The 25,324-nt window shown below is 50.7% G+C and carries 19 protein-coding genes; 13 read left to right on the top strand and 6 right to left on the bottom strand.

Going from position 1 to position 25,324, the window contains the following annotated elements:
- Window positions 1-11: 11 nt before the first annotated feature.
- From UM181_05875 to UM181_05865, 3 genes are all read left to right on the top strand, one after another.
- Entirely contained in the window at window positions 12-1,421 is a 1,410-nt protein-coding gene (locus UM181_05875; protein ID WQC64128.1) for an aldehyde dehydrogenase family protein, read from the top strand.
- Window positions 1,418-2,959 carry an AMP-binding protein gene (locus UM181_05870; GenBank protein ID WQC64127.1) on the top strand — a complete coding sequence of 514 codons (1,542 nt, stop codon included), beginning with the start codon at window positions 1,418-1,420 and terminating at the stop codon, window positions 2,957-2,959. Before UM181_05875 ends, UM181_05870 begins: the two co-directional genes overlap by 4 nt.
- A 64-nt stretch (window positions 2,960-3,023) precedes the next feature.
- The gene (locus tag UM181_05865; GenBank protein ID WQC64126.1) at window positions 3,024-3,794 is read left to right on the top strand and encodes a sulfite exporter TauE/SafE family protein; all 771 of its coding nucleotides are present in this window, start codon (window positions 3,024-3,026) and stop codon (window positions 3,792-3,794) included.
- Here UM181_05865 and UM181_05860 read toward each other — a convergent pair.
- Window positions 3,791-6,730 (bottom strand): FAD-linked oxidase C-terminal domain-containing protein, encoded by a 2,940-nt coding sequence (locus UM181_05860; GenBank protein ID WQC64125.1) that lies wholly within the window; start codon window positions 6,728-6,730, stop codon window positions 3,791-3,793. The two genes, UM181_05865 and UM181_05860, sit on opposite strands and share 4 nt — an antisense overlap.
- A 138-nt stretch (window positions 6,731-6,868) precedes the next feature.
- Here UM181_05860 and UM181_05855 point away from each other — a divergent pair, with 138 nt between their 5' ends.
- A complete protein-coding gene (locus UM181_05855) occupies window positions 6,869-8,047 on the top strand; it encodes an aminotransferase class V-fold PLP-dependent enzyme (GenBank protein ID WQC64124.1) in 1,179 nt (392 codons plus the stop codon).
- 296 nt (window positions 8,048-8,343) lie between these two features.
- Here the strand turns inward: UM181_05855 and iolD are convergent, their stop codons facing one another.
- Complete coding sequence (iolD, locus tag UM181_05850; GenBank protein WQC64123.1) at window positions 8,344-10,239, bottom strand: 3D-(3,5/4)-trihydroxycyclohexane-1,2-dione acylhydrolase (decyclizing); 1,896 nt, start codon at window positions 10,237-10,239, stop codon at window positions 8,344-8,346.
- 99 nt (window positions 10,240-10,338) lie between these two features.
- Window positions 10,339-11,478, bottom strand: a complete 1,140-nt coding sequence (locus UM181_05845; protein ID WQC64122.1) for a Gfo/Idh/MocA family oxidoreductase — start codon at window positions 11,476-11,478, stop codon at window positions 10,339-10,341.
- 190 nt (window positions 11,479-11,668) lie between these two features.
- On the opposite strand from UM181_05845, the gene UM181_05840 reads away from it, so the two are divergent.
- From UM181_05840 to aroC, 5 genes are all read left to right on the top strand, one after another.
- Complete coding sequence (locus UM181_05840) at window positions 11,669-12,226, top strand: 5'-methylthioadenosine nucleosidase (GenBank protein WQC64121.1); 558 nt, start codon at window positions 11,669-11,671, stop codon at window positions 12,224-12,226.
- Between the two features lie 204 nt (window positions 12,227-12,430).
- Entirely contained in the window at window positions 12,431-14,512 is a 2,082-nt protein-coding gene (locus UM181_05835; GenBank protein WQC64120.1) for a YjbH domain-containing protein, read from the top strand.
- On the top strand, window positions 14,512-15,183 hold the full coding sequence (locus UM181_05830) for a YjbF family lipoprotein (protein ID WQC64119.1): 672 nt from the start codon (window positions 14,512-14,514) through the stop codon (window positions 15,181-15,183). The genes UM181_05835 and UM181_05830 overlap by 1 nt, the downstream gene beginning before the upstream one ends.
- Before the next feature lie 678 nt (window positions 15,184-15,861).
- Window positions 15,862-16,092, top strand: a complete 231-nt coding sequence (locus UM181_05825) for a hypothetical protein (protein ID WQC64118.1) — start codon at window positions 15,862-15,864, stop codon at window positions 16,090-16,092.
- A 202-nt stretch (window positions 16,093-16,294) separates the two neighbouring features.
- A complete protein-coding gene (gene aroC, locus UM181_05820; protein WQC64117.1) occupies window positions 16,295-17,407 on the top strand; it encodes a chorismate synthase in 1,113 nt (370 codons plus the stop codon).
- 3 nt (window positions 17,408-17,410) lie between these two features.
- Here aroC and UM181_05815 read toward each other — a convergent pair whose 3' ends face one another.
- From UM181_05815 to UM181_05805, 3 genes are all read right to left on the bottom strand, one after another.
- Window positions 17,411-18,298, bottom strand: a complete 888-nt coding sequence (locus tag UM181_05815) for a DMT family transporter (protein WQC64116.1) — start codon at window positions 18,296-18,298, stop codon at window positions 17,411-17,413.
- A 98-nt stretch (window positions 18,299-18,396) separates the two neighbouring features.
- Window positions 18,397-18,684 (bottom strand): HU family DNA-binding protein, encoded by a 288-nt coding sequence (locus UM181_05810; protein ID WQC64115.1) that lies wholly within the window; start codon window positions 18,682-18,684, stop codon window positions 18,397-18,399.
- A gap of 125 nt (window positions 18,685-18,809) precedes the next feature.
- Entirely contained in the window at window positions 18,810-20,285 is a 1,476-nt protein-coding gene (locus UM181_05805; protein ID WQC64114.1) for an AMP nucleosidase, read from the bottom strand.
- A gap of 377 nt (window positions 20,286-20,662) precedes the next feature.
- Between UM181_05805 and UM181_05800 the strand changes: the two genes are divergently transcribed.
- From UM181_05800 to UM181_05785, 4 genes are all read left to right on the top strand, one after another.
- Window positions 20,663-20,860, top strand: coding sequence for a hypothetical protein (locus tag UM181_05800; GenBank protein WQC64113.1), 198 nt, complete (start codon window positions 20,663-20,665; stop codon window positions 20,858-20,860).
- 102 nt (window positions 20,861-20,962) lie between these two features.
- On the top strand, window positions 20,963-21,718 hold the full coding sequence (locus UM181_05795; GenBank protein WQC64112.1) for a class II aldolase and adducin N-terminal domain-containing protein: 756 nt from the start codon (window positions 20,963-20,965) through the stop codon (window positions 21,716-21,718).
- A gap of 224 nt (window positions 21,719-21,942) precedes the next feature.
- Entirely contained in the window at window positions 21,943-22,932 is a 990-nt protein-coding gene (deoC, locus tag UM181_05790; protein WQC64111.1) for a deoxyribose-phosphate aldolase, read from the top strand.
- 21 nt (window positions 22,933-22,953) lie between these two features.
- Window positions 22,954-25,308 (top strand): aldehyde dehydrogenase family protein, encoded by a 2,355-nt coding sequence (locus UM181_05785; GenBank protein ID WQC64110.1) that lies wholly within the window; start codon window positions 22,954-22,956, stop codon window positions 25,306-25,308.
- Window positions 25,309-25,324: the final 16 nt, after the last annotated feature.

Raw genomic sequence — 25,324 nt, 5'->3', positions numbered from 1 at the left:
AAGGCATCCTGATGGATATTGAGGCCGATATCTTAGAAATCGACGCGCTGGTCGAAAAAGCCAAGCAGGCGCAGGCGGTTTATGAAGCCCAAGGCTCCCAAAAAACCTTTGATCTGGCCTGTCAGGCGGTGGCATGGGCGCTGATGAAACCAGAGCATAATAGCAGCCTATCAAAACTGGCGGTTGAAAAAACCGGTTTGGGCAATGCAGCGGATAAAACGAGAAAGAACCATAATAAAACGCTTGGCTTATTGCGCGATTTAAAGGCGGTTACCGCCTTTGGCCATGTTGAGGATAATGCTGAAACCGGCCTCTCAACCTATTTGCGCCCAAAAGGCGTGATTGCCGCCATTGTTCCCTCAACGAACCCTTTGGCAACGCCGGTGAATAATATCATCAACGCATTAAAAAGCGGCAATGCAATTATTATCGCTCCTTCGCCAAAAGGCGCAGAGCCTTTTGCAACGCTGCTCACCTTTATTCATCAAAACCTACGCAGCATCGGCCTTAATCCAGATCTGGTACAAATGGTGCCAATGCCCCCTTCAAAAGCCAAAACCCAACGCTTGATGGAACTGGCCGATCTTTTGGTCGTTACGGGTTCACAAAATAACGTGCGCGCCGGATATTCTTCGGGCACACCGGCCTTGGGAGTTGGGCAGGGCAACGTGGTCACAATCATTGACGAAAGCGCCAATATTGCTGATGCGGCGGAAAAAATTGCTGCTTCAAAAACTTTTGACAACGCCACATCCTGTTCTTCGGAAAACACCGTCATTGCCCTAGAAGAGGTGTATGATGAGGCCGTTGCCGCGCTCGAGGCGCAGGGTGGGCTGGTACTGAGCGAAGAAGAAACGCAACGTTTGATGGCAACGCATTGGCATAATGGCAACTTAACAGGCGCTTTGCTGGCCAAAGATATTGATGTGGTTTTAAAGCGTTTAGAGCTGACGCATCGGGCCCCTGCAAACACGCGTTTCTTGGTGGTTCCCAGCACGAAAGCAGGTGCTGATGCCCCCATAAGCGGCGAAAAAATGGCGCAGTTTTTTGCTTTGTATAAAGCCAAAGATTTTCAAGAGGCGGTGAACCTTGCCCTGACCATTCAAGATTATCAAGGCGCCGGGCATTCTTTGGGGCTACATTCCACGAAAGATGCCCGCGCGCATGAATTGGCGATGGCAGCCCGCACCTGCCGGGTGATCGTGAATCAGGCACATTGTTTTGCAACAGGCGGCTTTTTTAACAACGGATTGCCTTTCTCTTTATCGATGGGTTGCGGCTCTTGGGGGGGCAATTCGATCGATGGCAATCTCAACTGGGAGCATTTTGTCAACCGGGTGCGGATTGTGCGCGTGATCGAAGAAAACAAACCCGCGTTGGAAGATGTCTTATCCGAGTTTTGGAGCGCCAGCACTAAATGAACCCCTTGCCGAAAAGTAAAACGCTGAAACAGCAAATTGACGCGAACGCAGCCGAGCATGGCGATAGAATCTGGCTGGCCTCACCAGAAACCGGGCGCCAGGTCAGCTTTGCAGACGGCGCTGCACAAATCCGCGATATCGCGCAGCATATCGCCAATATGGGGCTTCCAAAGGGCAGCAGTATTGCCATTGCTTCGCCCAATAGTATCAGTGCCTGCCTCACATTTATGGGAATCGTCTACGGCGGATATGTGGCGCTGCCTTTAAACTTGGTCGCGGGTGCGAAGGTATTGGGATATACATTGGCCCATTCAAAGGCCGCGCTGATCTTCGTGCAAAGCGACTGCCAGGATATGATCCAAGAGGCGATGCAAGAGGCCAAGAGCACCGCAAATACCTGCCCGTTGGATCTAAATGACGGGCCACAATGGCTTGAAAATAGCCCTGCCACATCCAAGCCAAACGCGCCGATCGATAACCCCAACGCAGACAGTATCGGTGTTCTGATGTATACCTCGGGCACCACAGGAAACCCTAAAGGGGTGATGCTCAGCCATCATAATTTGCTGGCTGCAGGGCATTTTATTTCGACCGGCCATGGCATCACAAAACAAGATAGGGCCTTATGTGTGCTGCCGATTTATCACATTAACGGCCTATGCGTGACGGTGATGGGCACAACCGTCTCTGGCAGCATGTTGGTACTTCCGCATAAATTTTCGGTCTCGTCCTTTTGGTCTCATATCGCTGCGTATAAATGCAGCTGGTTTTCCGCTGTTCCTACGCAATTTGCCTATATTTTGAACCATCCCGAAAGCGCCAAAGATCTGTCATATCTGCGCTTTGCGCGCTCAGCCTCTGCGCCGCTCTCCCCCGAAATTCATCGCCGCTTTGAAGAGCGTTTCAATATCCCCATAATCGAAACGATGGGGCTGACCGAAACCGGATCGCAAATCACCACAAATCCCCTGCCCCCCGCAATCCGTAAAATCGGTTCTCCCGGCACGGCGTTTGGCAATGAAATTATGATTGGGGATGACACCCTTGCCGCCGTACCCGCTGGGACGGTGGGTGAAATTCTGGTGCGCGGCGCCAATGTGATGCAAGGCTATTTGAACCAACCTGAGGAGACCGCGAAAACCATTTCATCCGATGGCTGGCTCAGAACCGGCGATCTGGGATATCTGGATCAAGATGGATATGTGTTTGTATCGGGCCGCATCAAAGAATTAATCATCAAAGGCGGTGAGAATATTGCGCCACGCGAAATTGATGAGGCGCTGCTCGAACATGAGGCAGTTTTAGAAGCTGCGGCCTTTGCGGTTCCTTGCGAGAATTATGGCGAACGGGTCGAAGCCTGCATTCGTCTGAAGGAACATGTACAAGCAAGCGCATCCGACTTGCTGGCGCATTGTCAAACCCGTCTTGGAAAATTCAAATCACCAGATACAATCCATATCCTGGAGGATTTACCCAAAGGGCCCTCGGGCAAGGTTCAGCGGTTAAAGCTGTTCGGATTGGTTTACCCCGCCGAATAATGCAGGCAGCCAGCGCTGTTTTTGCGTTCGCAAGAGAGCGCTGACACATTTCTTGGAGCCGCTTATGCAAGAGCACCTATTTAACACTTTATTTGCCAATCAGACACCCAGCATTCTGATTTTAATATCTGCAACATTGTTCATTGCGGGCATCGTCAAAGGGTTTTTGGGCATTGGCCTACCGGCTGCTGCGATGGGGCTTTTAACGCTGGTGCTCAGCCCCACCCACGCGGTTGCCCTGCTTGCTATCCCGATTCTGTTCACCAATTTTACTCAATTTGTAAAATCGCAGCATCGGGCTGATTCTATGAAAACCTATTGGCCGATGGCGCTCACGATCTTACTCAGCATTTTTATCACCTCTTTTTTCTTGTCACGTTATCCCACCGGTTTACTGACTATCACCATCGGTGCGGCAATGGTCATTGTGGCGCTAAATGGATTGATAGGATGGAAATTACGCCTTGGCCCGAGCTATTCCATTCAAATCGGAGTTGGATTGATCGCCGGAATATTGGGGGGGCTCAGTTCAATTTGGTCGCCGCCGGTGGCCACCTATATGATCGCGCGGGGGCTCGAAAAAGAACGGTTTATCGCCGCCACCGGTTTTGTTTTCTTGGTGGGGGCCGCACCGCTCTCATTGGGGCTTTATTTGGGCGGCGTTCTGACAAACGCGATCCTCCAGCAATCGCTTTTGGGGCTTTTATTCGTGATGGCCGGCTTTCGGATTGGGGAAATATTGCGGGGTAAAATTTCTCAGGTTTATTTTCAAAAAGCCGTGTTAATCGCCTTTTTTCTAATCGGCCTGCGGCTAATTGCTGTGGGTATTTTTTAATCTTTGATCAATTGCTGATCGAGCAATCTGGCCACATGCACAGCTTCGCGCGCAGCACCATCTTTGATTTGGCTACGGCAGGATGTGCCATCAGCAATCACATATGTTTGCGCATCCGCGCCGCGAATGGCAGGCAGCAAACGTGCCTCGGCCATTTGCATTGAGATATCGAAGGTCTCAGCACCATAACCAAAAGCGCCGGCCATGCCGCAGCAACTGGTCTCGATCGTTTCAACCTCAAGCCCTTCAATCATGCCAAGCACCTCTTGCACGGGGCGCATCACGCCAAAGGCTTTTTGATGGCAATGCCCGTGCAGCAGCGCCTTTGCTTGCAACGGCTTCAAACGCAATGCGGTTTTTTCGGTGAGTAATAATTCTTCAAAAGTCAGAACCATCTTGGCCACTTGTTGTGCATCTTGCGTGTTTAAAAGTGCGGGGATTTCATCCTTTAAAGCCAGCAGGCAGGACGGCTCCAACCCAACAATCGGAATGCCCGCCGCGGCATAAGGGGCGTAGGCTTCAACAAGGCGCTGCGCGGTATCACGCGCCCGCGCCACGTTGCCAACCGACAGATGCGTGCGCCCGCAACATAAAGGTTTTCTGCTGCGCTGATCTGGCAGCGGCGCAAAAGGGGTGAATCCAGCTGCGGTTAAAACCCGCTGCGCGCTGCGCAGGTTTTCAGGCTCAAAATACCGACTAAACGTATCGACAAATAAAAGAACCGGCCTCTCCCCGATAGGCGTAACCGCCAGCTCGGTGGACTGAAACCACCTGCGTTGCCAAAGAGGCAAGGGCCGGTTGGCAGAAAACCCCGTTAAAATTTGGCTCAGCCAAGCCAATCCAGGAAGCTTATCGCGCAGGTTAAACAGCGGCGCCAGCGCCGCTGCGATAGGGGCATAATCAGGCAAATAGGCAATCAACCGGTCGCGCCGCGATAATCCATTTTCTGCGCGGTACAACACAGAGGTTTCAATTTTCATCGCCGCCATGTCAACACCAGTTGGACATTCATGCTTGCAAGCTTTGCAAGAGACGCACAGCTTCATCGTGTCGGCCATCTCCGGTGAGGCCAGAGCCTTTGCGCCCAATTGCCCCGACATTGCAAGCCGCAAGCTGTTGGCCCGCCCGCGGGTGCTGTCTTTTTCCGCGCCTGTAACGCGAAAAGACGGGCACATCACTCCCCCGTCGCGTTTCCGGCAGGCGCCGTTATTGTTGCACATTTCGACCGCGCCCTGAAACCCATCCGCCGCGCCCGGCCAAGCCGACCAATTCAACTGGGTTGGAAAATCCGCAACGTGATAGCCTGGTGCAAAGCGAAACAGCGCCCGCGTATCCATATCTGGCGCATCTACGATTTTGCCGGGGTTGAAAACGCCCGCCGGATCAAAAAGCGCTTTCAGCTTGCGAAACGCCGCCGTCAATTGCGGACCAAACATCACCGGATTGAATTCAGAGCGCGACAAGCCATCGCCATGTTCACCCGAATGCGATCCACCATATTTTTTTACCAGTTCAAACGCTTCGGTGGCGATGGATTTCATCTTTTGCACGTCTGCAGATAATTTCATATTCAACACCGGCCTCACGTGCAGACAGCCCACAGAGGCATGCGCATACCAAGTGCCGCTGGTGCCATATTTTTCAAAAATATCCTTCAACCCTTGCGTATAGTCGGCCAAGTCTTGCAAGGGCACGGCGCAATCTTCCACAAAAGAAACCGGCTTGGCCTCAGATTTCATCGACATCATGATATTTAAGCCAGATTTTCGCATTTCGGAAATTCGCGCTTGCTGATCGGGCGGGGTGATCACCACCACCGCCTCCTCTGGGCGAATTTTCTGGCGAGGCTTGCCGGCTTGTGCGTCAGAAAGCTGTGCCATCACCGCTTGCAATTGATCTATTTTTGCAAGGTTGTTAGCCCAGTCCTCCTCGGCAAACTCAACCACCAGCACCGCTTCTGGAGTGTTTCGAATATAATCATCAACGGTGCTTTTAAACAGCGGGATCGAGCGGGCCAAAGAGATCATCGTTTGATCGATCAATTCCACCGTAATCGGATCTAAGGCAACCAAATACTGGGCCGCATCCATCGCGGCATAAAAGCTTGCAAAATGGCATAGCGCCATAATTTTTGGCGCCGGCAAGGGGGATAATTTCAGTTCGATCGCGGCGGAATAGGCCAGCGTACCTTCTGAGCCAACCAATAAATGCGACAGGTTGATATCATCTTCTTGCGCTGTGCTACCCGGGCGTTTCGCCAGCGTATCGGGCAAAAGCGCATCTAAATTATACCCGCCAACGCGCCGCAGCACTTTGGGGAAACGTGCTTCTATTTCTCCGCTATTGTCTTGTCCAAGCGCTAATAAATCCGGCAAAAGGCTTTCAAGCCCGGCGCTGCCCTCGTTTAAAAGCCCAAACCGAGCCGTCCGGCCTGTGCTGAGGATCGCATCAATCGCCCCAACATTATCGCGCATAATCCCATAGCGAATGGATCTGCCCCCGGCAGAATTATTACCAACCATACCGCCAATCGTGGCCCTGCTTGAGGTTGAAACATCCACCGGAAACCAAAGCCCATGCGGCTTGAGCAGCCGGTTCAACGTATCCAGCACCATTCCTGGCTCAACACTGCAGCGCATATTCGCAACATCTAAATCCAACAAACGGTTAAAATAAACGCTGTTATCCAACACCAAAGCCTTGTTCACGGTTTGCCCATTTTGCGAGGTTCCAGCCCCGCGCGGCAAGACCGACAGCTTGCGCGCTTGCGCAAATTCGATGGTGGTTTTGATATCGCGCGCAGAGCGGGGCGTGATCACAGCCAAGGGCATCATTTGATAAATCGAGGCATCCGTTGCATAGCGCCCCCGATCAAAAGCACTGTCTAAGACATCGCCCTCAAGCGAGCGCTTTAAACGGGTTATATCCTTGGTCATTTGCGATCTTCTTCATGGCTCATGCTGCGGCATTGTAACCTATAATAACCAGTCACAGAAGGATCACAATGCTTGCTATTCCAAACTGAGCTTGACTATAATTCGGTGATAAAAATGCGATAAAAAGGTATCTTGCATATGCCCCACTCAAAACCGTCAGGCCGCCATTTTCTGCAGATACCCGGGCCTTCAAACGTACCGGATCGAATTTTACGGGCGATAGATTTTCCCACCATCGATCATCGTGGCCCAGAATTTGCCGAGCTTGGCAAAAAATGCCTTTCCGGTCTGCAAGAGGTTTTTAAAACCCGCGCGCATGTGATCATCTATCCTGCCTCGGGAACGGGGGCTTGGGAGGCGGCATTGGTCAATACACTCAGCGCCGGCGATACCGTTTTAATGATCGAAACCGGGCATTTTGCCAGCCTTTGGTACAAATTGGCAGCGCGTTTGGGGGTGCATACCGAATTGCTAAAAACCGATTGGCGCCGCGGCGCCGATCCCCAAGCGATTGAAGCGCGGCTTGCGGCCGATAAAGAGGGCAAGATCAAAGCCGTCTGCGTGGTACATAACGAAACATCAACCGGCGCGATGTCGCGGATCAGTGACATCCGCGCCGCGATCGATGCCGCGCAACATGATGCGTTATTGATGGTCGATACAATTTCTTCTTTGGGCTCATCTGACTATTGCCATGACGCCTGGGGCGTTGATGTCACCGTTGCCGGCTCTCAAAAAGGGCTGATGCTACCGCCTGGCTTGTCGTTCAATGCCGTGTCGGAAAAAGCCAGACAGGCGGCCAAAACCGCTGATTTGCCCAGATCCTATTGGGATTGGGAGGATCAACTCGCGGCAAATGCCTCTGGGGCTTTTCCCTATACACCGGCCACGAACCTGCTTTACGGATTATCCGAGGCGATTGATATGCTACTTGAAGAAGGGTTGGAAAACGTTTTTGCCCGCCATAAGCGCCACGCGCAGGCAACCCGCATCGCGGTGCAAGCTTGGGGCCTAGAAGTTTTATGCCAAGAGCCTTTGGATTTTTCCAATACGCTGACGGCGGTTTTATTGCCTGATGGCCATAATGCGGATGCGTTTCGCAGTACGGTGTTGAAAAACTTCAATATGTCACTGGGCAACGGCCTGTCACACTTGGCTGGAAAAGTGTTTCGAATTGGCCATTTGGGGGATTTCAACGATCTGATGATGATTGGCACTTTGGGCGGCGTGGAAATGGGGCTTGCCCTTAGCGACGTGCCGCATCAATCCGGTGGCACCGATGCCGCAATGCAATTTTTGAAAAACAATTTGACATAAAGCAGGCGAGAGGCCTGCGGCCCGTTTGGCTAAGATTTGACCCTCGCAGAGAGGCGAGAAATCCTGCGCTGGATCGATTAAAACCGGGAAAGACGCCAGACCTTTCAACGCATCGGGCTGCTTCGCTTTGTTGAAAAAACCCCCTCGCTTGACCGCGGCTTTCACGCCAAGAGTAAACGCCGGTCATATGTTTCCTTACAAGCTAGAGCATGCTGCTCAGCAGGTGCGCCCGGGCAAAATGCCCTGTTAGGCACGCCAAACCCAGCTGGAGCCGCCTGTCCGCCGTCTGATCACGCTTAATAGTAAAACCGTTGCTTTGCACGGCCAACTTCGCGCGCATCGACCAGCGCTTTGGTGTCAGGATCATTGGTAACCTCAGCGCCAACAACCTCCCACCAAACTTCGGATCCAGGGGGGGAACGATAGCGTTCTGTTGGCACAACGATCATACAGGGGCCAGCTTCATCGCGGGCATTTGAAAGCGCTTGTTTGAACGCAGACTCGTCTTCTGCAAGCCACGCTTTTACCCCGACGCTTTCTGCATTTTTAACATAATCGATCTGAATAAACTCGCCCTTATCAAGAAGGCCAGATTGCCCATCACGGATTTTGAATTCATTGCCCAAAGATTGCCCGACCAAAGCCTTTTGATGGCCATGTATGGATTGATATCCGTCATTCACGTTCAAAATAATAGTAATCTTGGCGCGCTCTTGCATCGCGGTAACCAGCTCCATCGGGTGCATTTGGTAATTTCCATCGCCCATTAGAACGAAGATTTCATCATCCGTGCCGGTTAAACGCACTCCAATCGCTGCGGGGATATCATATCCCATGCAGGAATTGCCAAATTCAATATGCAGGTTCTTGCCATCTTTTACATCGAATAATTTGGTCAGATCAGCCGGCACGGTGCCAGCGGCGGCCAATAATGTATCGCCCGTTTGCATCTGATCAGAGATCAACCCGATCAATTGGCCCTGACTCATTTTTTCGCCTTTATGTTGGATAAAAACCTGTTCCCGTTTGGTTTTATCCCAAGCCAAACGCGCCGCGTTGGCGGTTTCAACCCAAGGTTCATTCACGCCGATACCCGCTGCAGCCGCCGCCTCAGCTAGGGCTACAAGCGCCAGCTTGGCATCCGATGCCAAAGGCAGAGCCCCCAATTTATACGCATCCCGGCCATTCACGTTGATCGAAACAAATTTAACATCCGGGTTTTGAAACGCCGAATTAGACCCGGTAACAAAATCGTGCAAGCGCGTGCCAATACAGATCACCAAATCAGCTTCTTCAGCGATTCTTGCCGCGGCCGGCGTGCCCAAATGGCCCGTGCCCCCCATCAATAAAGGCGAACCATTTTTCAGCGCGCCGCGCCCCGCATGGGTTTCCCCGACAGGAATGCCAAACCGTGTTGCAAAAGCCTCTAACTCTTGCCAAGCTTCGGAATAATGAATGCCACCACCCGCAATGATATAGGGCTTTTTTGCGGATTTCAGCAGGGCAATGGTTTCAGCGATGCGGTTCGGATGTGGCACCTGCCGTTCCATGCGCCAGACGCGTTTTTCAAAAAAGCTTTCTGGATAATCAAACGCATAGCCCTGAATATCTTGCGGCAACGCAATCGTAACCGCCCCAGTTTCTGATGGGCTGGTAAGAATCCGCATGGCTTCGGGCATTGCTGTTAAAATCTGTTCGGGGCGGGTCAGGCGGTCGTAAAAACGGCTCACAACGCGAAACGTATCCGTCACCGACATATCATCCGAACTAAGATGATCAATATCCTGCAAAACTTTGCCTTGAAACCGCGTGGCATAATAATCCGACGGCAGCAACAGAACCGGGATTCGGCAAATAGTTGCCGTGGCCGCCCCGGTAATCATATTGGTGGCTCCTGGACCAATCGAGGTGGTGCAAGCCATGGTCGCCTTGCGCCGCATCGTGCGCGCAAATCCGGTTGCCGCATGCACCATTGATTGCTCATTAGTGGGTTGATGATAAGGAAGATCATCGCCATATTCGACCAGAGCCTGGCTCAGGCCCGAAACATTCCCATGCCCAAAAATACCCCAGATTCCTTGAAAAAACCTGTGCTCAACCCCGTCATATTCGCTGTATTGCGCTTGTAGAAACTTCACCATCGCCTGTGACAGGGTGAGGCGTTGCTTTTTCTCTGAGCTATAAAATTTCATATCAAATGCATTCCTTTTTCTTTTCTGCAAAGAAGCCGGCGCTTAAGCTCAGCCTCTGCACTGCTTCCATGCAGGTTTTCGATGACCACGCTGGGGCGGTTATACGGTCATCCATTCTCCGTCATTTTTGGCCGATTTAACCATCGCCTCAACCACTTCGATCGAATGGCACCCCTCTTCTGCGGTGGGGTAGGTCAGCGCCAAGGGATCGGGAGACGTGCCAGAATTTTGCGCGCCGATCACCTCGCTTAAATCACGATACACATTTGCGAAGGCCAGAACCATGCCCTCTGGATGCCCCACCGTTATTCTATTCGCGCGCGCCGCGGCCTCAGAAAGGCCGACTGCGCCGCGCTCTAAGATTTGGGTTGGCGCATTGAGGGGCGTCCAGCGCAATTGGTTGGGATGCTCTTGTTGCCAGCTTAACCCACCAATTTCGCCAAACACTTGCAATGTCAGCCCATGCGTGCGCCCAATCGCCAAACCGCTTGTCCAAAGCCGGCCAATGGCACCACCGCTCATGCGGAACGCCGATAGGTTATCATCTTCCAATTCCCGGCTTTTGATCCCATGGGCAAAATCACTGGATACTTTAGTCACATATTGCCCAGTGACATAGCAGGCCATGTGTAAGGCGTGGATGCCACAATCCACCGTTACAGCCGCCATTCCCGCTTGCTTTGGATCAAACCGCCAGCGGACGCGGGGATTTTCAGCATCTGCGGCATCCGCCATAAAGCCACCCGCAAATTCTGCAACCACGCAGCGGATCGCCCCCAATTGCCCAGCCTCAACCATCGCTTTCATCTGCCGCACCAATGGGTAACCGGAATAGCCATAATTCACCGCGCAAACCCGGTTGGCCTTTTTTGCAATCTGAACAAGCGCTTGCGCTTCAGGCACTGTCATCGTCATCGGTTTTTCGCATAGGACGTGAAAACCTGCTTCCAAAAAGGCTTTTGAAATCTCAAAATGGGTGGCATTGGGCGTTGCCACCGTCACCAAATCGATACGGTCATCGCGTGATTTCTCACCCTGCAGCATTTCTTGCCAAGTGCCATACGCGCGGCTTGGATCAAGCCCAAGCGACGCGCCATAGCTTTTTGCCACATTCGGATCCACATCCATGGCGCCCGCCATCAATTTAAAGCGGCCATCAATTTCCGCGCCGGATCGATGCGCAAACCCGATTTGACTGCCTTGCCCACCGCCAATAAGGCCCCATGAAAGTCGTTTCAAAATATATACCCCGCGCTTTAAACTAAGTGGTGCCCGTTTTCTGTGCGCGAACCTATGGAGGCAACAGCCCATGGTCAAACGAATAACGCATGTTTCAGCGCGAAAATATTGGATCTTTCAAAGCGGCTTTCGCAAAGCTTTGAGCGCCGGTAGAATGAGCTGGATATAGAATGAACAATTAGGGGAGAGCATGGTGCGGTTTGATCCGAAAAACACCTTAATATTGGTTGCTTTGGAAGCAGAGCTGCCAAATGAGATGATACCAAGCTGGAACGTAGCTTATACAGGCGTTGGAAAAGTGAATGCTGCGCTGAAAGGCAGCGAATATGTGGCCCGCTATAAACCAATGAATTTGATAAACTTTGGCACTGCAGGGGCGTTAAACCCAGAATTAAGCGGCTTGCTAGAGGTAACACAATTCTTCCAACGCGATATGGATGCCCGCGATATGGGATTTGCCTTGGGGCAAACCCCTTTCGAAGAGGCGCCTTACGTTTCGGCGCAGGGGCATGGCCTGTCTTGCGGCACTGGCGATAGTTTTGTAACAGCACCGCCTGAACTGCAAACAGATCTTGTGGATATGGAGGCGTTTGCCTTGGCGAAGCTAGCACAGATGGCAGGCATCCATTTTTCTTGTTTTAAATATGTATCGGACCAAGCAGATGAAAACTCGCCCAGCGCCTGGAAGGATAATTTGGCCGATGCAAGCCATATTTTTATAAATGAAATCTTAGCCAATCACGATTGATATTAAAGCTTTGATTGGGTCGTTTAGTTTAAAAATATGAATATTTTCAAGTGATGTTTCGAATAGAAAACGATTTTTCAAAATTGATCCTAATTTACGTCAACCCATTGGCTTGAGTATCGGTTTGCGATCAAAAAGGAGAAAAGGATTATTGTAGAGCCCGCAAATTAATGATAGCGAAAATCGCATAGAACTGAGGTGGTGATGATTGATTTAAGACGCATGTTTAAACTGGTCAACACCATTGCAATTATTGTCTTATCGCCCAATTTGCTTTCAGCAGACTCGCAATCATACACGAGCTACGGCACAATTGGCTTGATCGATATGCCTACTGCTGCATCAGATTCAGATGGGCGGCTTGTCCTTAGCCAAAGCGGCTTTGATGGGGATCGACGCACCAGTTTAACCGCGCAAATCCTACCAAGAATATCAGCCAGCTTTCGCTATTCAGCCCATGGACGAAATGGCCATGAAGCGGGGGGTTATTATAACCATGACCGCAGTTTTGATATTCGCTTTCGCGCCGTTGATGAAGGTCAATATATGCCGGCTTTCGCCATTGGCTTAAATGATTTTATCGGAACCGGTTGGTATACGGGCGAATATGTTGTGGGCACAAAAAATGTTGGCCCTGTTGAAGTGACAGCCGGATTGGGCTTCGGTCGGTTGGCCACTTATGGTGGGTTTGACTCGCCGTTAGGGCAAATTGACGAGAGGTTTAAAACCCGCGCTGGACGAGATTTTGGCAGGGGCGGTGAGCTTGAATCAACCGAATGGTTCAGAGGCGATACGGCTGCCTTTGGGGGTTTGGCTTGGCATCTGGGCAAAGGGTTCACGGCAAAATTTGAATATTCATCTGATCAATATAACCGAGAAGCGCCCTATCTTGAGCATCAAACCCCTTGGAATTACGGGTTATCCTGGAATTCTGGTAGGGGTTATTTCCTACAATCCAGCTTTTTGCATGGAGATAAAATTTCTCTATCTGCGCATATTGTGATGGATCCCAAAGATCCGCCAAACGGGCCGGGTAAGGAACTTGCGCCGATGCCCGTGCGTCCGCGCGCGCTCGCGCCAAACAAAACCTCGGTGCAAGCTATCAAATTTGAAGATCTGCAAAAAGGCCTTGAAACAGCTGGCCTAAAGTTAAAGGGCATTCAGATTAAGTCGGGGCACGCACGTTTTCAAATGATGAATGCGCGTTATAGATCTACCTCTCAGGCGCTTGGGCGCGCGGCCCGTACGATATCGCAGTATCTTGGCGATGATATAGCATCCTTTACGGTCGAGTTTATCGATGCTGATATGGTTGTATTTTCTGCGAAAATCGAAAGGGCGGATCTGGAGCGCTATGCGCTGTCAGCGGACCCGTCGCGGGCGATATTGGATAAAATTGAATTTTCAGACCGAAAAGACCGCCTGGAAGATCAATCGGTCACAAAACCATTTTTATGGTCTCTCAGTCCTTATTTTGAATATTCCCTATTTGATCCGTTAGATCCAATTCGGTATGATTTAGGGGCAAAGTTGAAAGGAGAGTTCACCCTTGGCCCTGGACTATTCATCGACGGGGAAATCAGAAAATCAATTTTAAGTAGTTTTGGTGAGGTTTTACGGCCTTCCGATTCTCTGCTACCTCATGTGCGCAGCGACCATGCTATTTATGGGCGAGATGGAGATCCAAGTTTGGATCAACTTACCGTTACAAAATTAGCCAAGTTCACGCCCGATCTTTACGCGCGCCTATCTACCGGTTATTTGGAAAAGATGTATGCAGGCGTTTCAGGCGAAATGCTTTGGAAACCTGTAAACAGCCGTTTGGGAGTTGGCTTAGAGCTCAGCCGCGTGCAACAACGCGACTTTGATATCCGCTTGGGCCTACAAGAGTATCAAGCCACGACGGGTCACCTGTCAGCGTATTACGATTTTGAGAACGGTCTTGTAGCGCAGTTAGATGCTGGGCAGTATTTAGCAGAAGATCGGGGCTACACCCTTCGCCTTTCAAGGCAGTTTGGTAATGGGTGGGAAATGGGAACCTGGGCGACGATAACCAATGTTCCATTTGAAAAGTTTGGCGAGGGTTCATTCGACAAAGGTTTCTTTTTCAGAATTCCGTTAGATTGGGGAGCTGCGCAACCAACCGGTGCAACGCCTCACATCGAGTTCAATGTAATGGGCAGAGATGGTGGCCAAAAGCTTAATGTACCATACAGGCTTTATAATCTAACGCGCTTTTCTCATTCAGAAGCAATTTATAAAGAAGCAGGAAGGTTCTGGAAATAATGAAATCATTGCGTTTCTTATCAGCATTTCTGTTAATCTTGATTTCTGCTTGCAGTGAGATCTCAAATAGCAGCACTGTTCTAAAATCAAAATTTTCGCTCGATTTGAGAAAAAGCGAATCAAGCTTTGAATATAACCCTCGAAAAACGATTACGCGTAAGATGATCAACGCCAGCAGCACGCCATTGGTGTTGGTCGAAATCTTGAACAGTGACTATATTGCAACAATTCAATCTGCCCCGTTTCCGGCACTTGCAGACGTTTGGCTAACGAAAGATGGAAAAAGCTTAACCACAAAAGACGGCGTTTTAGTGGCAACACGCGGGTTCAATTATGATCTCATGGGTGCAGATGTTGCCGCGCTTAAAGCCGCTTTAACAAAGGCACAGACATCAAAACAACCCATATTTTATGACCGTTCTTATCGTTATCTTGTGAAAGACAATCAAGATGAGATCATAACAGTGAATTGTGAGCTGTCTTCCGCTGGAAAAAGCCCTTTTAAAATATTCGATAAAAGTTATGGCACAACGCTCTTGTTGGAAACATGTCAAAACAAAGCAGTACAATTTGAAAATAAATTTTGGGTGCAAAAAAACGGCTTAATCAGAAAATCAATGCAATGGCATGGTATAAATCTTGAAATGATATTGATTGAACGTGTGATTTAGGATATCCACAAATCAAGATATAACCGATGGAGATCAACATGAGAAAAGTAATGACTATTTTGGCAGTCGCAGCATTGTCTGCATCAACTGCTTTCGCTGGCGGCGTAGAGGATGCTACCGGAGACGCACCCACGCTTGTACAAACACCTGCTAGCGGTACGATTTGTACAAATAGCATAGTTGAGGCAGCAGCATGCGGAGTTGTCGCCGCTTGCGTGGGCGGCCTCTGTGGTGGTGGAAGCTCAACCAGCTCACCTTCGAGCCCTGCGTCACCATCGAGTCCTGCATCATAAGCAGCTGATACAAAATATCTCAAAAGATTTTTGGACAGAAAGCGGCCTTAAGGCCGCTTTTTTTCATGTTTCAACTTGATAAGTAACAACTAGATTTATCAATTACTTCAACATTTAAAAATCTTCTGACTAGCAGATTTTTTGTCATATTTCCAATCTTCGTCACAATCTATCTTTATTCAAAGCTGAGGCTACTTTTCAATCCTTGTAAAATTATTCTTGACTTAGCGCAGAATCTGATAAAGCGTCGAATGCCCGTATCAACCCCAACCTGATACAGCTTCCAAGACCCCCCAAACACCATAAGCTTGGTATAAAATTCCGCTTGCCCTAAAGAATATTGTATAATACCAAGGGATATATTTTAAATCGTAAGGGGTATTTTATGTATAAATTAATAAGCACAAGTCTCGCAATCGCCTTAACATCTGTTTCTATCGGATGGGCCGGAAGTCTCGAATTAGAAGCGATGGAAGAAGAAGCCGTGATGGTTGCAGAAGAACCAATGGCCACAGAATTTTTGGGCTCTAATACCGGTTTATGGGTGGTTGGCGCGTTTATTTTAGCGCTGCTGGCCTCAGATGATAATTCATCCAGCAGCACAACAACAAATTAAATTCAAAAACCGGGCCGCCAGGGGCGGCTCGGCATAATGCAGCATCCGAATGTTGCCTTTTAGGTTATGTCAAATGCAGCATGCGGGCCAATGAGCGCGGCAAAAGCTTAGTGATGAATAAGGTTTCCAACATCACCGCATTTGAATCAAGCTTGTCACCGCTGCAATGTGCTTATATCCAGCAACTTAAAGGAGCGCTGATATGAGCATGAATACATTCGGCCATTTATTTCAGGTCACCACATGGGGGGAAAGCCATGGCCCCGCGATTGGCGCAACCATTGATGGCTGCCCTCCGGGCATTAGACTTGATGAAACCATTATTCAGCCCTGGTTAGACAAACGCAAACCTGGCCAAAGTAAATTTACCACGCAGCGACGCGAAGCAGATAACGTAGAAATCCTCTCTGGAGTGTTTGAGGGAAAAACAACGGGAACCCCGATTCAGTTGACCATCCGCAACACCGATCAACGTTCAAAGGATTATGGCGATATTGCCAATACGTTCCGGCCAGGCCATGCGGATATCACCTATTTTCAAAAATACGGCATTCGCGATTATCGCGGGGGCGGTCGCTCTTCTGCACGCGAAACCGCGGCGCGCGTCGCAGCGGGGGCGGTGGCAAGGGCGGCACTGGCTAAATTAGCACCAAAGGTTAAAATCATCGGCTTCATGTGCCAAATGGGCCCGCATAAAATCGACCGCGCGCATTTTGACTGGTCAGAAATTGACCAAAACCCCTTTTGGGTGCCCGATGCAAAAGCCGCAAAAGACTGGGCGCTATATTTAGACGAGGTGCGCAAATCGCACAGCTCGGTTGGCGCAGTGATTGAAATCGTTGCACAAGGGCTTCCTGCCGGGCTTGGCGCACCTATTTACGGCAAGCTTGATGGCGATCTTGCGGCGGCAATGATGTCAATAAACGCGGTAAAAGGCGTTGAAATTGGGGAAGGCATGCAAGCTGCCGCATTGAGTGGTGCAGAAAATGCCGATGAAATAACGCTTGGGCCGGATGGCTTACCCCAATATTCGAGCAACCATGCCGGTGGCATTCTTGGCGGAATTTCAACGGGTCAAGATGTGGTGCTGCGATTTGCAGTCAAACCGACATCCTCCATTTTAACAGCACGCAAATCAATCACCAAAGACGGGCAAGCGATCGATGTGGTCACCAAAGGGCGGCATGATCCCTGCGTTGGCATTCGCGCTGTGCCTGTCGGCGAAGCCATGATGGCCTGCGTTCTTCTAGACCACTTGCTGCTGCATCGCGGGCAGGTTGGCGATCAAGGTGGTAAGATCGGCCCCGCTGCGTAACGATCAGCGCGCGGGCCTAGATTTGGTTTGATGTTGCTTTGATAGCTGAACGGCCAAAATACCCAACGCAATGATTACCACGCCAACATAATCCAAAAGCCCTATGTTTTCGCCCAACAGCGCGGCGGCGATCAATACCCCGAAAAACGGATTCAAAAAATGAAAGGTTGCGGCTTTCACAGCGCCAATCCTGCCAACCAATTTAAACCAGATAAAAGTGGCCGCAAGGCCGGGGATAAGCGTGGTATAGGTAAACGCCCCCAGCAACCGCCATGTTGGATTGATCTGAAATGGCTCCCAAATAAGGGCGATTATAGCCAAACTGACGCCGCCCACGATCATCTGCAACCCAACAATCATCATCACATTGCCACCCGCGACCGCCCCGCGTACGGATAAGGTGGCAACGGTTAACGCCATCGCGGCAATAAGGCACAAAACCAGGCCGTGCAACTCTACCCCTGCCTCGATGCGCAGACCCATAATTAAACTGACACCCAAAACGCCAAACACCAGCCCAACGATCCCCAAAAATGGAAGAGTTTCCCGAAACACCAGCCAGCCAGCCAGCGCCACCATCAAAGGCATTGAAGATGCAATAATGGAAGCAACCGACGCTTCAATGGTTTGCATCGCCACAAAGTTTAACCCAAGATAAATCGCATTTTGAAAAATACCGAAAACAATTGTCGCCCGCCATTGCGCCTGCGTTAAGCGCATGGTTTGGCCCAAAAACCGCGCGATTAAAACGCCCAATAAACCGGAAATTAAGAACCGAACCGACAAGGCAGCCAAAGGCGAAGCCTCTGCAACGATCATCCGCGCCGACGTAAAAGCCGAAGACCACATCAGCGCAAAACCCAACCCGAGCATCAAAGATCTTAGATCCATTTTAATCTCGCTATAAAACGACCCACGGGCGCCATCGAAACGGGCAAATAAAAAGGGCCGCCCAAAAGCGACCCTTTCTTGAAACAGTTCAACGGGGCTTAACCGTTTACGCTGTCTTTCAGCGCTTTTGCAATTGTCATTTTAACAACTTTATCCGCTTCTTTTTTGAATTGCTCGCCCGTGGCTGGGTTACGCACCATACGCTCTGGACGCTCACGGCACATGATTTTGCCAATACCTGGCAACGTGACCGCACCGCCACCAGAAACTTCGCGCGTGATCAGGTTACAGATCGCGTCCAAAGAGGCAGCCGCCGCCTTTTTATCTGAGCCCATATCTTCGGCCAGCGCAGCAATCAGTTGTGTTTTCGTCATTGGTTTCGACATTTTTTTCTCCTTCACTGCCCAACTGTTAGGGCCTCATGGAACGTTTCTAACTGAATGTTGTTTATAAACACAACAAATAGTGGGTGTTTTGGTCGAAAAAAGATACTTTTTTTCAATTTTAGCCCCTATAAAAACGCAGTTTCGTCAAAACTGCGCAATTTTCGGCTGTGCAAGCGCTCAAGCGGCATGTTTTGTAAGCTTTCCATCGCCTTTATTCCAATTTCCAAATGCCGTGAAACCTGCGTTTTATAAAAGTCAGATGCCATTCCCGGCAGCTTCAACTCACCGTGCAAGGGCTTATCCGACACGCAGAGCAAAGTTCCATACGGCACCCGAAACCGATACCCGTTCGCCGCGATTGTGGCGCTTTCCATATCCAGTGCCACCGCCCGAGATTGGCTTAAACGCTGAACCGGGCCAGATTGATCGCGCAGCTCCCAATTTCGATTATCAACCGTGGCCACGGTGCCGGTGCGCATAATTTTCTTAAGCTCATAGCCCTGCAGCTTTGTGACATCGGCCACCGCAGTTTCAAGCGCGATCTGAATTTCAGCTAAAGCAGGGATCGGAACCCAAGCCGGAAGATCTGCGTCTAAAACCTTATCATCGCGCAAATAGGCATGCGCCAACACAAAATCGCCCAAGCTTTGCGAATTGCGCAAGCCAGCGCAATGCCCAACCATAATCCAGGCATGTGGACGCAGCACCGCTATGTGATCGGTTGCTGTTTTCGCGTTTGAGGGGCCAACACCGATATTAACCAAAGTGATGCCGCTGCCGTCGGGGCGTTTTAAATGATAGCTTGGCATTTGTGGCAGTTTTGAAACTGGCTCAATCAGTGCATCAGACTGCGTGATCTCAACATTCCCCGTACTGACAAAACTGCTATAGCCGCTTTTCTCATCAGCCAAAGCGCGGCGCGCATAAGCTTCGAATTCTGCCACGTAAAATTGATAATTTGTGAAAAGCACATAATTTTGAAAATGGCTTGGATCCGTTGCGGTGTAATGCGCCAAGCGCGCCAAAGAATAATCAACGCGCTGCGCAGTGAATGGCGCCAAAGGCATCGGCTCTTGGGCTGATCGCGCGCCATCGCCATTGACGATATCATCATTCGTTGTGGCCAAATCCGGAACATCAAACAGATCTCTTAGCAAAAAGGGCTGCGATTGAGCCTCAGCCTTATTCGCCGAGATCTCATCGGAAAGCGCAAAATGCAAGGGAATCGGCGTTTCAGACGGACCGATAAGGATCGGGGAATCATGGTTTTCTACCAACAATTCGATTTGTTGGCGCAGGTACCCGGCAAATAAATCTGGGCGTGTGATCGTGGTTGTGTGACTACCAGGGCTTGTCACATGGCCAAAACTTAACCGGCTATCGATGCTTCTGAAACTATCAACCTGCACGCTAATCTGCGGGTAAAACGCACGATAGCGATGCCCAGTGCTGCCCGAACGCAGCACTTCATCAAACCGGCTTTGCAAAAATCCTACCGCGTCTTGATACAAAACATTTAAATAGGCCACGGCCTTATCCGGATCATAAAACGCTGTTTCAGGACGCGCATCAGGGGTGTGTATTTTAGAACCTTCAACCATAAATAAACCTTATTTTTAAAACATAACAAACCATATTCATGCTAAAGTATATATCAGACTTTAGAAACACTACTACAAAGACCACGCTGTATCACATAGCCCACCTTACCCTTAGACAGTGGGATCAAAGCCTTATAGCGGAGAAACCTCAATGGATTACAACATGGTTTCAGCAGAAGAATTTGGCAAATCGCTCACCGGTCTTGGAGTGAACATCATTGTAAAAAAGCCCTGAACAAACAGCCCAATCCTTAGAGACCGTTTTTGAATTATACCCAAGCCAGTTAGGCGCTGATTTTGCCCTTATACTATATCAAGATGATATATTTCAGCTGCATAGCGATAAAAGCTTCGCAACGCATCCAAGCTATCCGCATTTGCCCGAAAATCTGCCGCGCGGCACTGGCATTGAACTTCGCCTTTATAACAGTGATCCGGATCAAGCCTGCACAAAGGCGCAGGCCTATGGCTGCATGGTTTTAGCGCCCGCAACCGATAAGCCGCATGGCTTGCGCGAAGCAACAATACTTTGCCCAGATGGCTATATGTGGATACCGTCTCGCCCTTTGGCCTAAGCAGAGCACGCCAACACCCAGAAAAGGGTGCAAGCGCGGTCGATCAAAGCCTTGATTTTCATTCATACTAGGTAGATGTTGAGCCAAGATTTGGAGAATAATATGACGGTTGAGCCCCTGCGTAAAAATATGGACTTTTGGCAAGAACGGGTTGATCTGGCAGCCGCGTTTCGCTGGTGCGTGCGGTTGAATTATCACGAAGCGGTGGCAAATCATTTTTCATTGGCAGTCAATGAAGAGGGCAGCCAATTTTTAATGAACCCCAACCAAATGCATTTTTCACGCATCAAAGCCAGCGATCTATTGCTGATCGACGCGAATGATCCCAAAACGCTTGAGGGTCCGAATGCGCCAGATCCAACCGCATGGGGGCTTCATGGCGCGGTGCATCGTCATTGCCCGCACGCAAAATGCGCCATGCATGTGCATTCAATTCACGCCACGGTCTTGGCCAGTTTACAAGATAGCCGCCTGCTTCCGATTGATCAAAACTCTGCGATGTTTTTCAACCGCTATGTGATTGATGATCATTATGGCGGGCTGGCCTTTGAAGAAGAGGGTACGCGCTGCGCAAGCTTGCTGACAGATCCAAAACAAAAAGTGTTGATCATGGGCAATCACGGCATTCTGGTTTTGGGCAATAGTGTGGCGGACACGTTTAACCGTTTATATTATTTTGAACGGGCCGCAGAAACCTATATTCGCGCCTTACAAACAGGCCAAGATTTACGCGTTTTACCCGATGAAATTGCCGAAAAAACAGCACAAGAAGTTGAGGAATATCCCGAACAGGGAATACGACATTTCGGCGAGCTAAAGCGCATTCTTCAGGATGAGGGCGCAAATTACGCAACATAGGGCAGCACGATTGCTTGCGATGCCCGCGCAGGCCTTCTTAAAAAGCAAAAGCTGCGGGGCCACCGCGCCGTCAAATTCTGGCCCTGACGTCTAAACTCTTGTTGCGCCTCGGCGTAAAGCGGCGCGTGCTCTCAACGGCGTTCAAACCCTCTTTGGCGGCGCAGATGCTTGCCAAGAGGCAGAGCGCATGACAGGATCACTCCTGCAGAATTTGAGAAACACCCATGTCAGAGCAAAACATATCAGCCTTTCCACAATCGACTGCATCCCATTCAACAAGAAACCCAGGGATGGCTTTGGATCTTGATTGGGTGGGCGCCGCACAAGCCAATACTTCTGCGATCGAACGCCGCGCAGCAAGCCTGGGCGCGCGACGCAGCGTCAAAAAAGACTATCAAGCCGCTTGGTTGCTTCGCGCAATCACCTGCATCGATCTGACCACCCTGTCGGGTGATGACACGAAGGCGCGTGTCAAACGGCTTTGCGATAAGGCGCGCCGACCGCTTAGGGATGATCTTCTCAAAGCGCTGGATATCGCGTCTTTGCAAACCGGCGCAATTTGCGTTTACCACGACATGGTGGAAACCGCCGTTTCGGCCTTAAAGGGCAGCGGCATTCCCGTGGCGGCGGTCTCTACCGGCTTTCCTGCCGGATTGTCGCCCTTAGAGCTGCGCATTGCTGAAATCAAAGCCAGCGTCGCGGCCGGTGCGCGCGAAATCGATATCGTGATTTCGCGCCGGCATGTGTTAACCCAAAACTGGCAGGCACTATATGACGAAATGCAAGCGTTTCGCGCGGCCTGCGGCGAGGCCCATGTAAAAGCGATTTTAGCCACGGGCGAGCTTGGTAGCCTGCGCAACGTGGCGCGGGCTTCATTGATTTGCATGATGGGCGGCGCTGATTTCATCAAAACCTCAACAGGCAAAGAAAGCGTCAACGCAACCTTGCCCGTCTCATTAGTGATGGTGCGCGCTATCCGCGACTATCATGACCGCACCGGATATGCGGTTGGCTACAAACCCGCCGGTGGCATTTCAAAAGCCAAAGATGCCTTAGTCTATCTTAGCATGATCAAAGAAGAACTGGGTGATCAATGGCTGCGGGCGGATCTGTTCCGTTTTGGAGCTTCGTCACTTTTGGGCGATATTGAACGGCAATTGGAACATCACGTCACCGGTGCATATTCTGCAGGGCACCGGCATGCATTGGCTTAAGCTTAAATTTGGACATCCCCTATGAGCGTAAAAGAAATATTTGAAACGATGGACTACGGCCCCGCCCTTGAAGCCACGCAGGAGGCAACACAATGGCTGCAAAACCACGATCGCAGATTTGGGCATTTCATAAATGGCGCAAACTGCGAAGGTTCTGATCATTTTCAAAGCCGCAATCCCGCCACCGGCGAGGCTTTGGCAAAAATCGCCCAAGCCAGCGAGCAAGATGTGCATAACGCCGTGGCCAGTGCCCGCGCCGCGCAAGCGGATTGGGGCGCGCAAAGCGGGCATCAACGCGCGCGTGTTTTATACGCCATCGCCCGGCTTGTTCAAAAGCACAGCCGGCTTTTCGCCACATTAGAAACGCTGGATAACGGCAAGCCCATTCGTGAATCCCGCGATATTGATATCCCGCTTGTACACCGGCATTTTTATTATCACGCCGGCATGGCCCAGTTGATGGCCAGCGAACTTCCCAACCGGCAAGCGCTGGGCGTGTGCGGCCAGATCATCCCTTGGAATTTTCCACTTCTGATGCTGGCATGGAAAATTGCGCCGGCCTTGGCAATGGGCAATTGCGTGGTTTTGAAACCGGCTGAATACACCTCGCTCACAGCTCTTTTATTCGCCGAAATCTGTATGCAGGCCGGCGTACCAAACGGAGTTGTAAACATCATCACCGGCGATGGCACCGTGGGCGAGCATCTGGTGAACCACCCTGATATCGATAAGATTGCCTTTACCGGATCCACCGATGTGGGGCGCAAAATTCGCCAAGCCACCGCAGGCAGCGGCAAAAAGCTCACTCTTGAATTGGGGGGAAAATCCCCCTTCATCGTGTTTGATGATGCCGATCTTGACAGCGCGGTAGAAGGCTTGGTTGATGCAATTTGGTTCAATCAAGGGCAAGTATGCTGCGCAGGATCGCGGCTGTTGGTGCAAGAGGCAGTGGCCGATCGCTTGCATGATAAAATCCGCGCCCGGATGGCAAAACTGCGGCTGGGCAATCCGCTCGATAAATCTGTCGATATGGGGCCCTTGGTTGACCCGGCGCAAGTTGCACGGGTAAACAGCTTGGTTGATGCAAACACAAACGGCACCTGCTTTCAGCCCAATATTGATCTGCCCAAACAGGGCTGCTTTTATCCCCCAACGCTGCTGACCGGGCTCAGCCCATCTGACCCGTTGATGCAGGAAGAGATTTTCGGGCCGGTGCTTGTTTCAACCAGTTTTCGCACGCCGCAAGAAGCCGTACAGCTTGCCAATAACACCCGCTACGGGCTGGCCGCATCGATCTGGAGTGAAAACGTAAATCTTTGCCTTGGTTTGGCACCAGCTTTAAAGGCCGGGGTCATTTGGATAAATGGCACCAATATGTTCGATGCCGCGGCCGGCTTTGGCGGCATTCGCGAAAGCGGCTTTGGCCGGGAAGGTGGCTGGGAAGGCTTGACCGCCTATACCAAATCCAAAGCCCAGACCACCGCCAGATCCTTAAAACCTATTTTGGCAAAAACAGGTCCAAAATCTGTAGCTTTCGGCCTTGATCGCACCGCCAAACTGTATATTGGCGGCAAACAAACGCGACCAGATAGCGGATATTCTACGGCTGTGTTTGATGCCGCCGGAAATTTCATCAGCGATGTTCCAAGCGCCAATCGAAAAGATATCCGCAACGCAGTTGAAGCCGCACAGGGGGCCGTAAAATGGTCTGGATCAAGCGGGCATTTACGCGCCCAAATTCTATATTTCATTGCCGAAAATCTCTCGGCACGCGCCGCTGAATTTGCCACAAAAATCAACCTCTACACGGGTGAAACAAATGGCGCAGCAGAGGTTGAGGCCAGCCTAGAGCGCCTGTTCACCTATGCAGCCTGGGCGGATAAATATGATGGGGCAGTGCGCGATGTGCCCTTGCGCGGCGTGGCATTGGCTTTGAACGAACCGGTTGGCGTGATCGGCACCTTTTGCCCGGATGACGCGCCGCTACTTGGGCTGGTCTCGCTGCTTGGGCCGGCTTTGGCGATGGGCAATCGCGTTGTTATGGTGGCCTCTGAGCCCTACCCGTTGATCGCCACCGAATTTTATCAGATTTTAGAGACCTCGGATGTCCCTGCGGGCGTTGTTAATCTGTTAACCGGCGCCCATTCGGAGTTGGCCGCACCTCTGGCCAGCCATTTGAATATTGACGCCATATGGAGCTTTTCGTCCAGCGATTTATCTACGGAAATTGAAACGCAAAGCGCGCTGGGTTTAAAACGCAGCTGGGTCAATTACGGACAGGATCGAGATTGGTTTTCAACAGAGGGTGAAGGAAAAAGCTTTCTGGCAGAAGCCAGCCAATCAAAAACCGTTTGGATCCCCTTCGGCGAAGGATAGCCCAGATCTTAGAAAG

It is taken from the genome of Alphaproteobacteria bacterium US3C007 (genome assembly GCA_034423775.1).
GTDB lineage: Bacteria > Pseudomonadota > Alphaproteobacteria > Rhodobacterales > Rhodobacteraceae > Thalassovivens > Thalassovivens spotae.
Note: the sequence above shows the minus strand (reverse complement) of the source record. Positions and strands in the feature narration are given on the sequence as shown.

Coding starts and splice junctions, on each gene's coding strand:
- UM181_05830 (WQC64119.1), top strand. CDS start 14,512: ATGAAATCATTGCGTTTCTTATCAGCATTTCTGTTAATCTTGATTTCT.
- UM181_05815 (WQC64116.1), bottom strand. CDS start 18,298: ATGGATCTAAGATCTTTGATGCTCGGGTTGGGTTTTGCGCTGATGTGG.
- UM181_05870 (WQC64127.1), top strand. CDS start 1,418: ATGAACCCCTTGCCGAAAAGTAAAACGCTGAAACAGCAAATTGACGCG.
- UM181_05855 (WQC64124.1), top strand. CDS start 6,869: ATGCCCCACTCAAAACCGTCAGGCCGCCATTTTCTGCAGATACCCGGG.
- UM181_05805 (WQC64114.1), bottom strand. CDS start 20,285: ATGGTTGAAGGTTCTAAAATACACACCCCTGATGCGCGTCCTGAAACA.
- UM181_05795 (WQC64112.1), top strand. CDS start 20,963: ATGACGGTTGAGCCCCTGCGTAAAAATATGGACTTTTGGCAAGAACGG.
- UM181_05785 (WQC64110.1), top strand. CDS start 22,954: ATGAGCGTAAAAGAAATATTTGAAACGATGGACTACGGCCCCGCCCTT.
- UM181_05810 (WQC64115.1), bottom strand. CDS start 18,684: ATGTCGAAACCAATGACGAAAACACAACTGATTGCTGCGCTGGCCGAA.
- aroC (WQC64117.1), top strand. CDS start 16,295: ATGAGCATGAATACATTCGGCCATTTATTTCAGGTCACCACATGGGGG.
- UM181_05860 (WQC64125.1), bottom strand. CDS start 6,730: ATGACCAAGGATATAACCCGTTTAAAGCGCTCGCTTGAGGGCGATGTC.
- iolD (WQC64123.1), bottom strand. CDS start 10,239: ATGAAATTTTATAGCTCAGAGAAAAAGCAACGCCTCACCCTGTCACAG.
- UM181_05865 (WQC64126.1), top strand. CDS start 3,024: ATGCAAGAGCACCTATTTAACACTTTATTTGCCAATCAGACACCCAGC.
- UM181_05840 (WQC64121.1), top strand. CDS start 11,669: ATGGTGCGGTTTGATCCGAAAAACACCTTAATATTGGTTGCTTTGGAA.
- UM181_05875 (WQC64128.1), top strand. CDS start 12: ATGGATATTGAGGCCGATATCTTAGAAATCGACGCGCTGGTCGAAAAA.
- deoC (WQC64111.1), top strand. CDS start 21,943: ATGTCAGAGCAAAACATATCAGCCTTTCCACAATCGACTGCATCCCAT.
- UM181_05825 (WQC64118.1), top strand. CDS start 15,862: ATGTATAAATTAATAAGCACAAGTCTCGCAATCGCCTTAACATCTGTT.
- UM181_05835 (WQC64120.1), top strand. CDS start 12,431: ATGATTGATTTAAGACGCATGTTTAAACTGGTCAACACCATTGCAATT.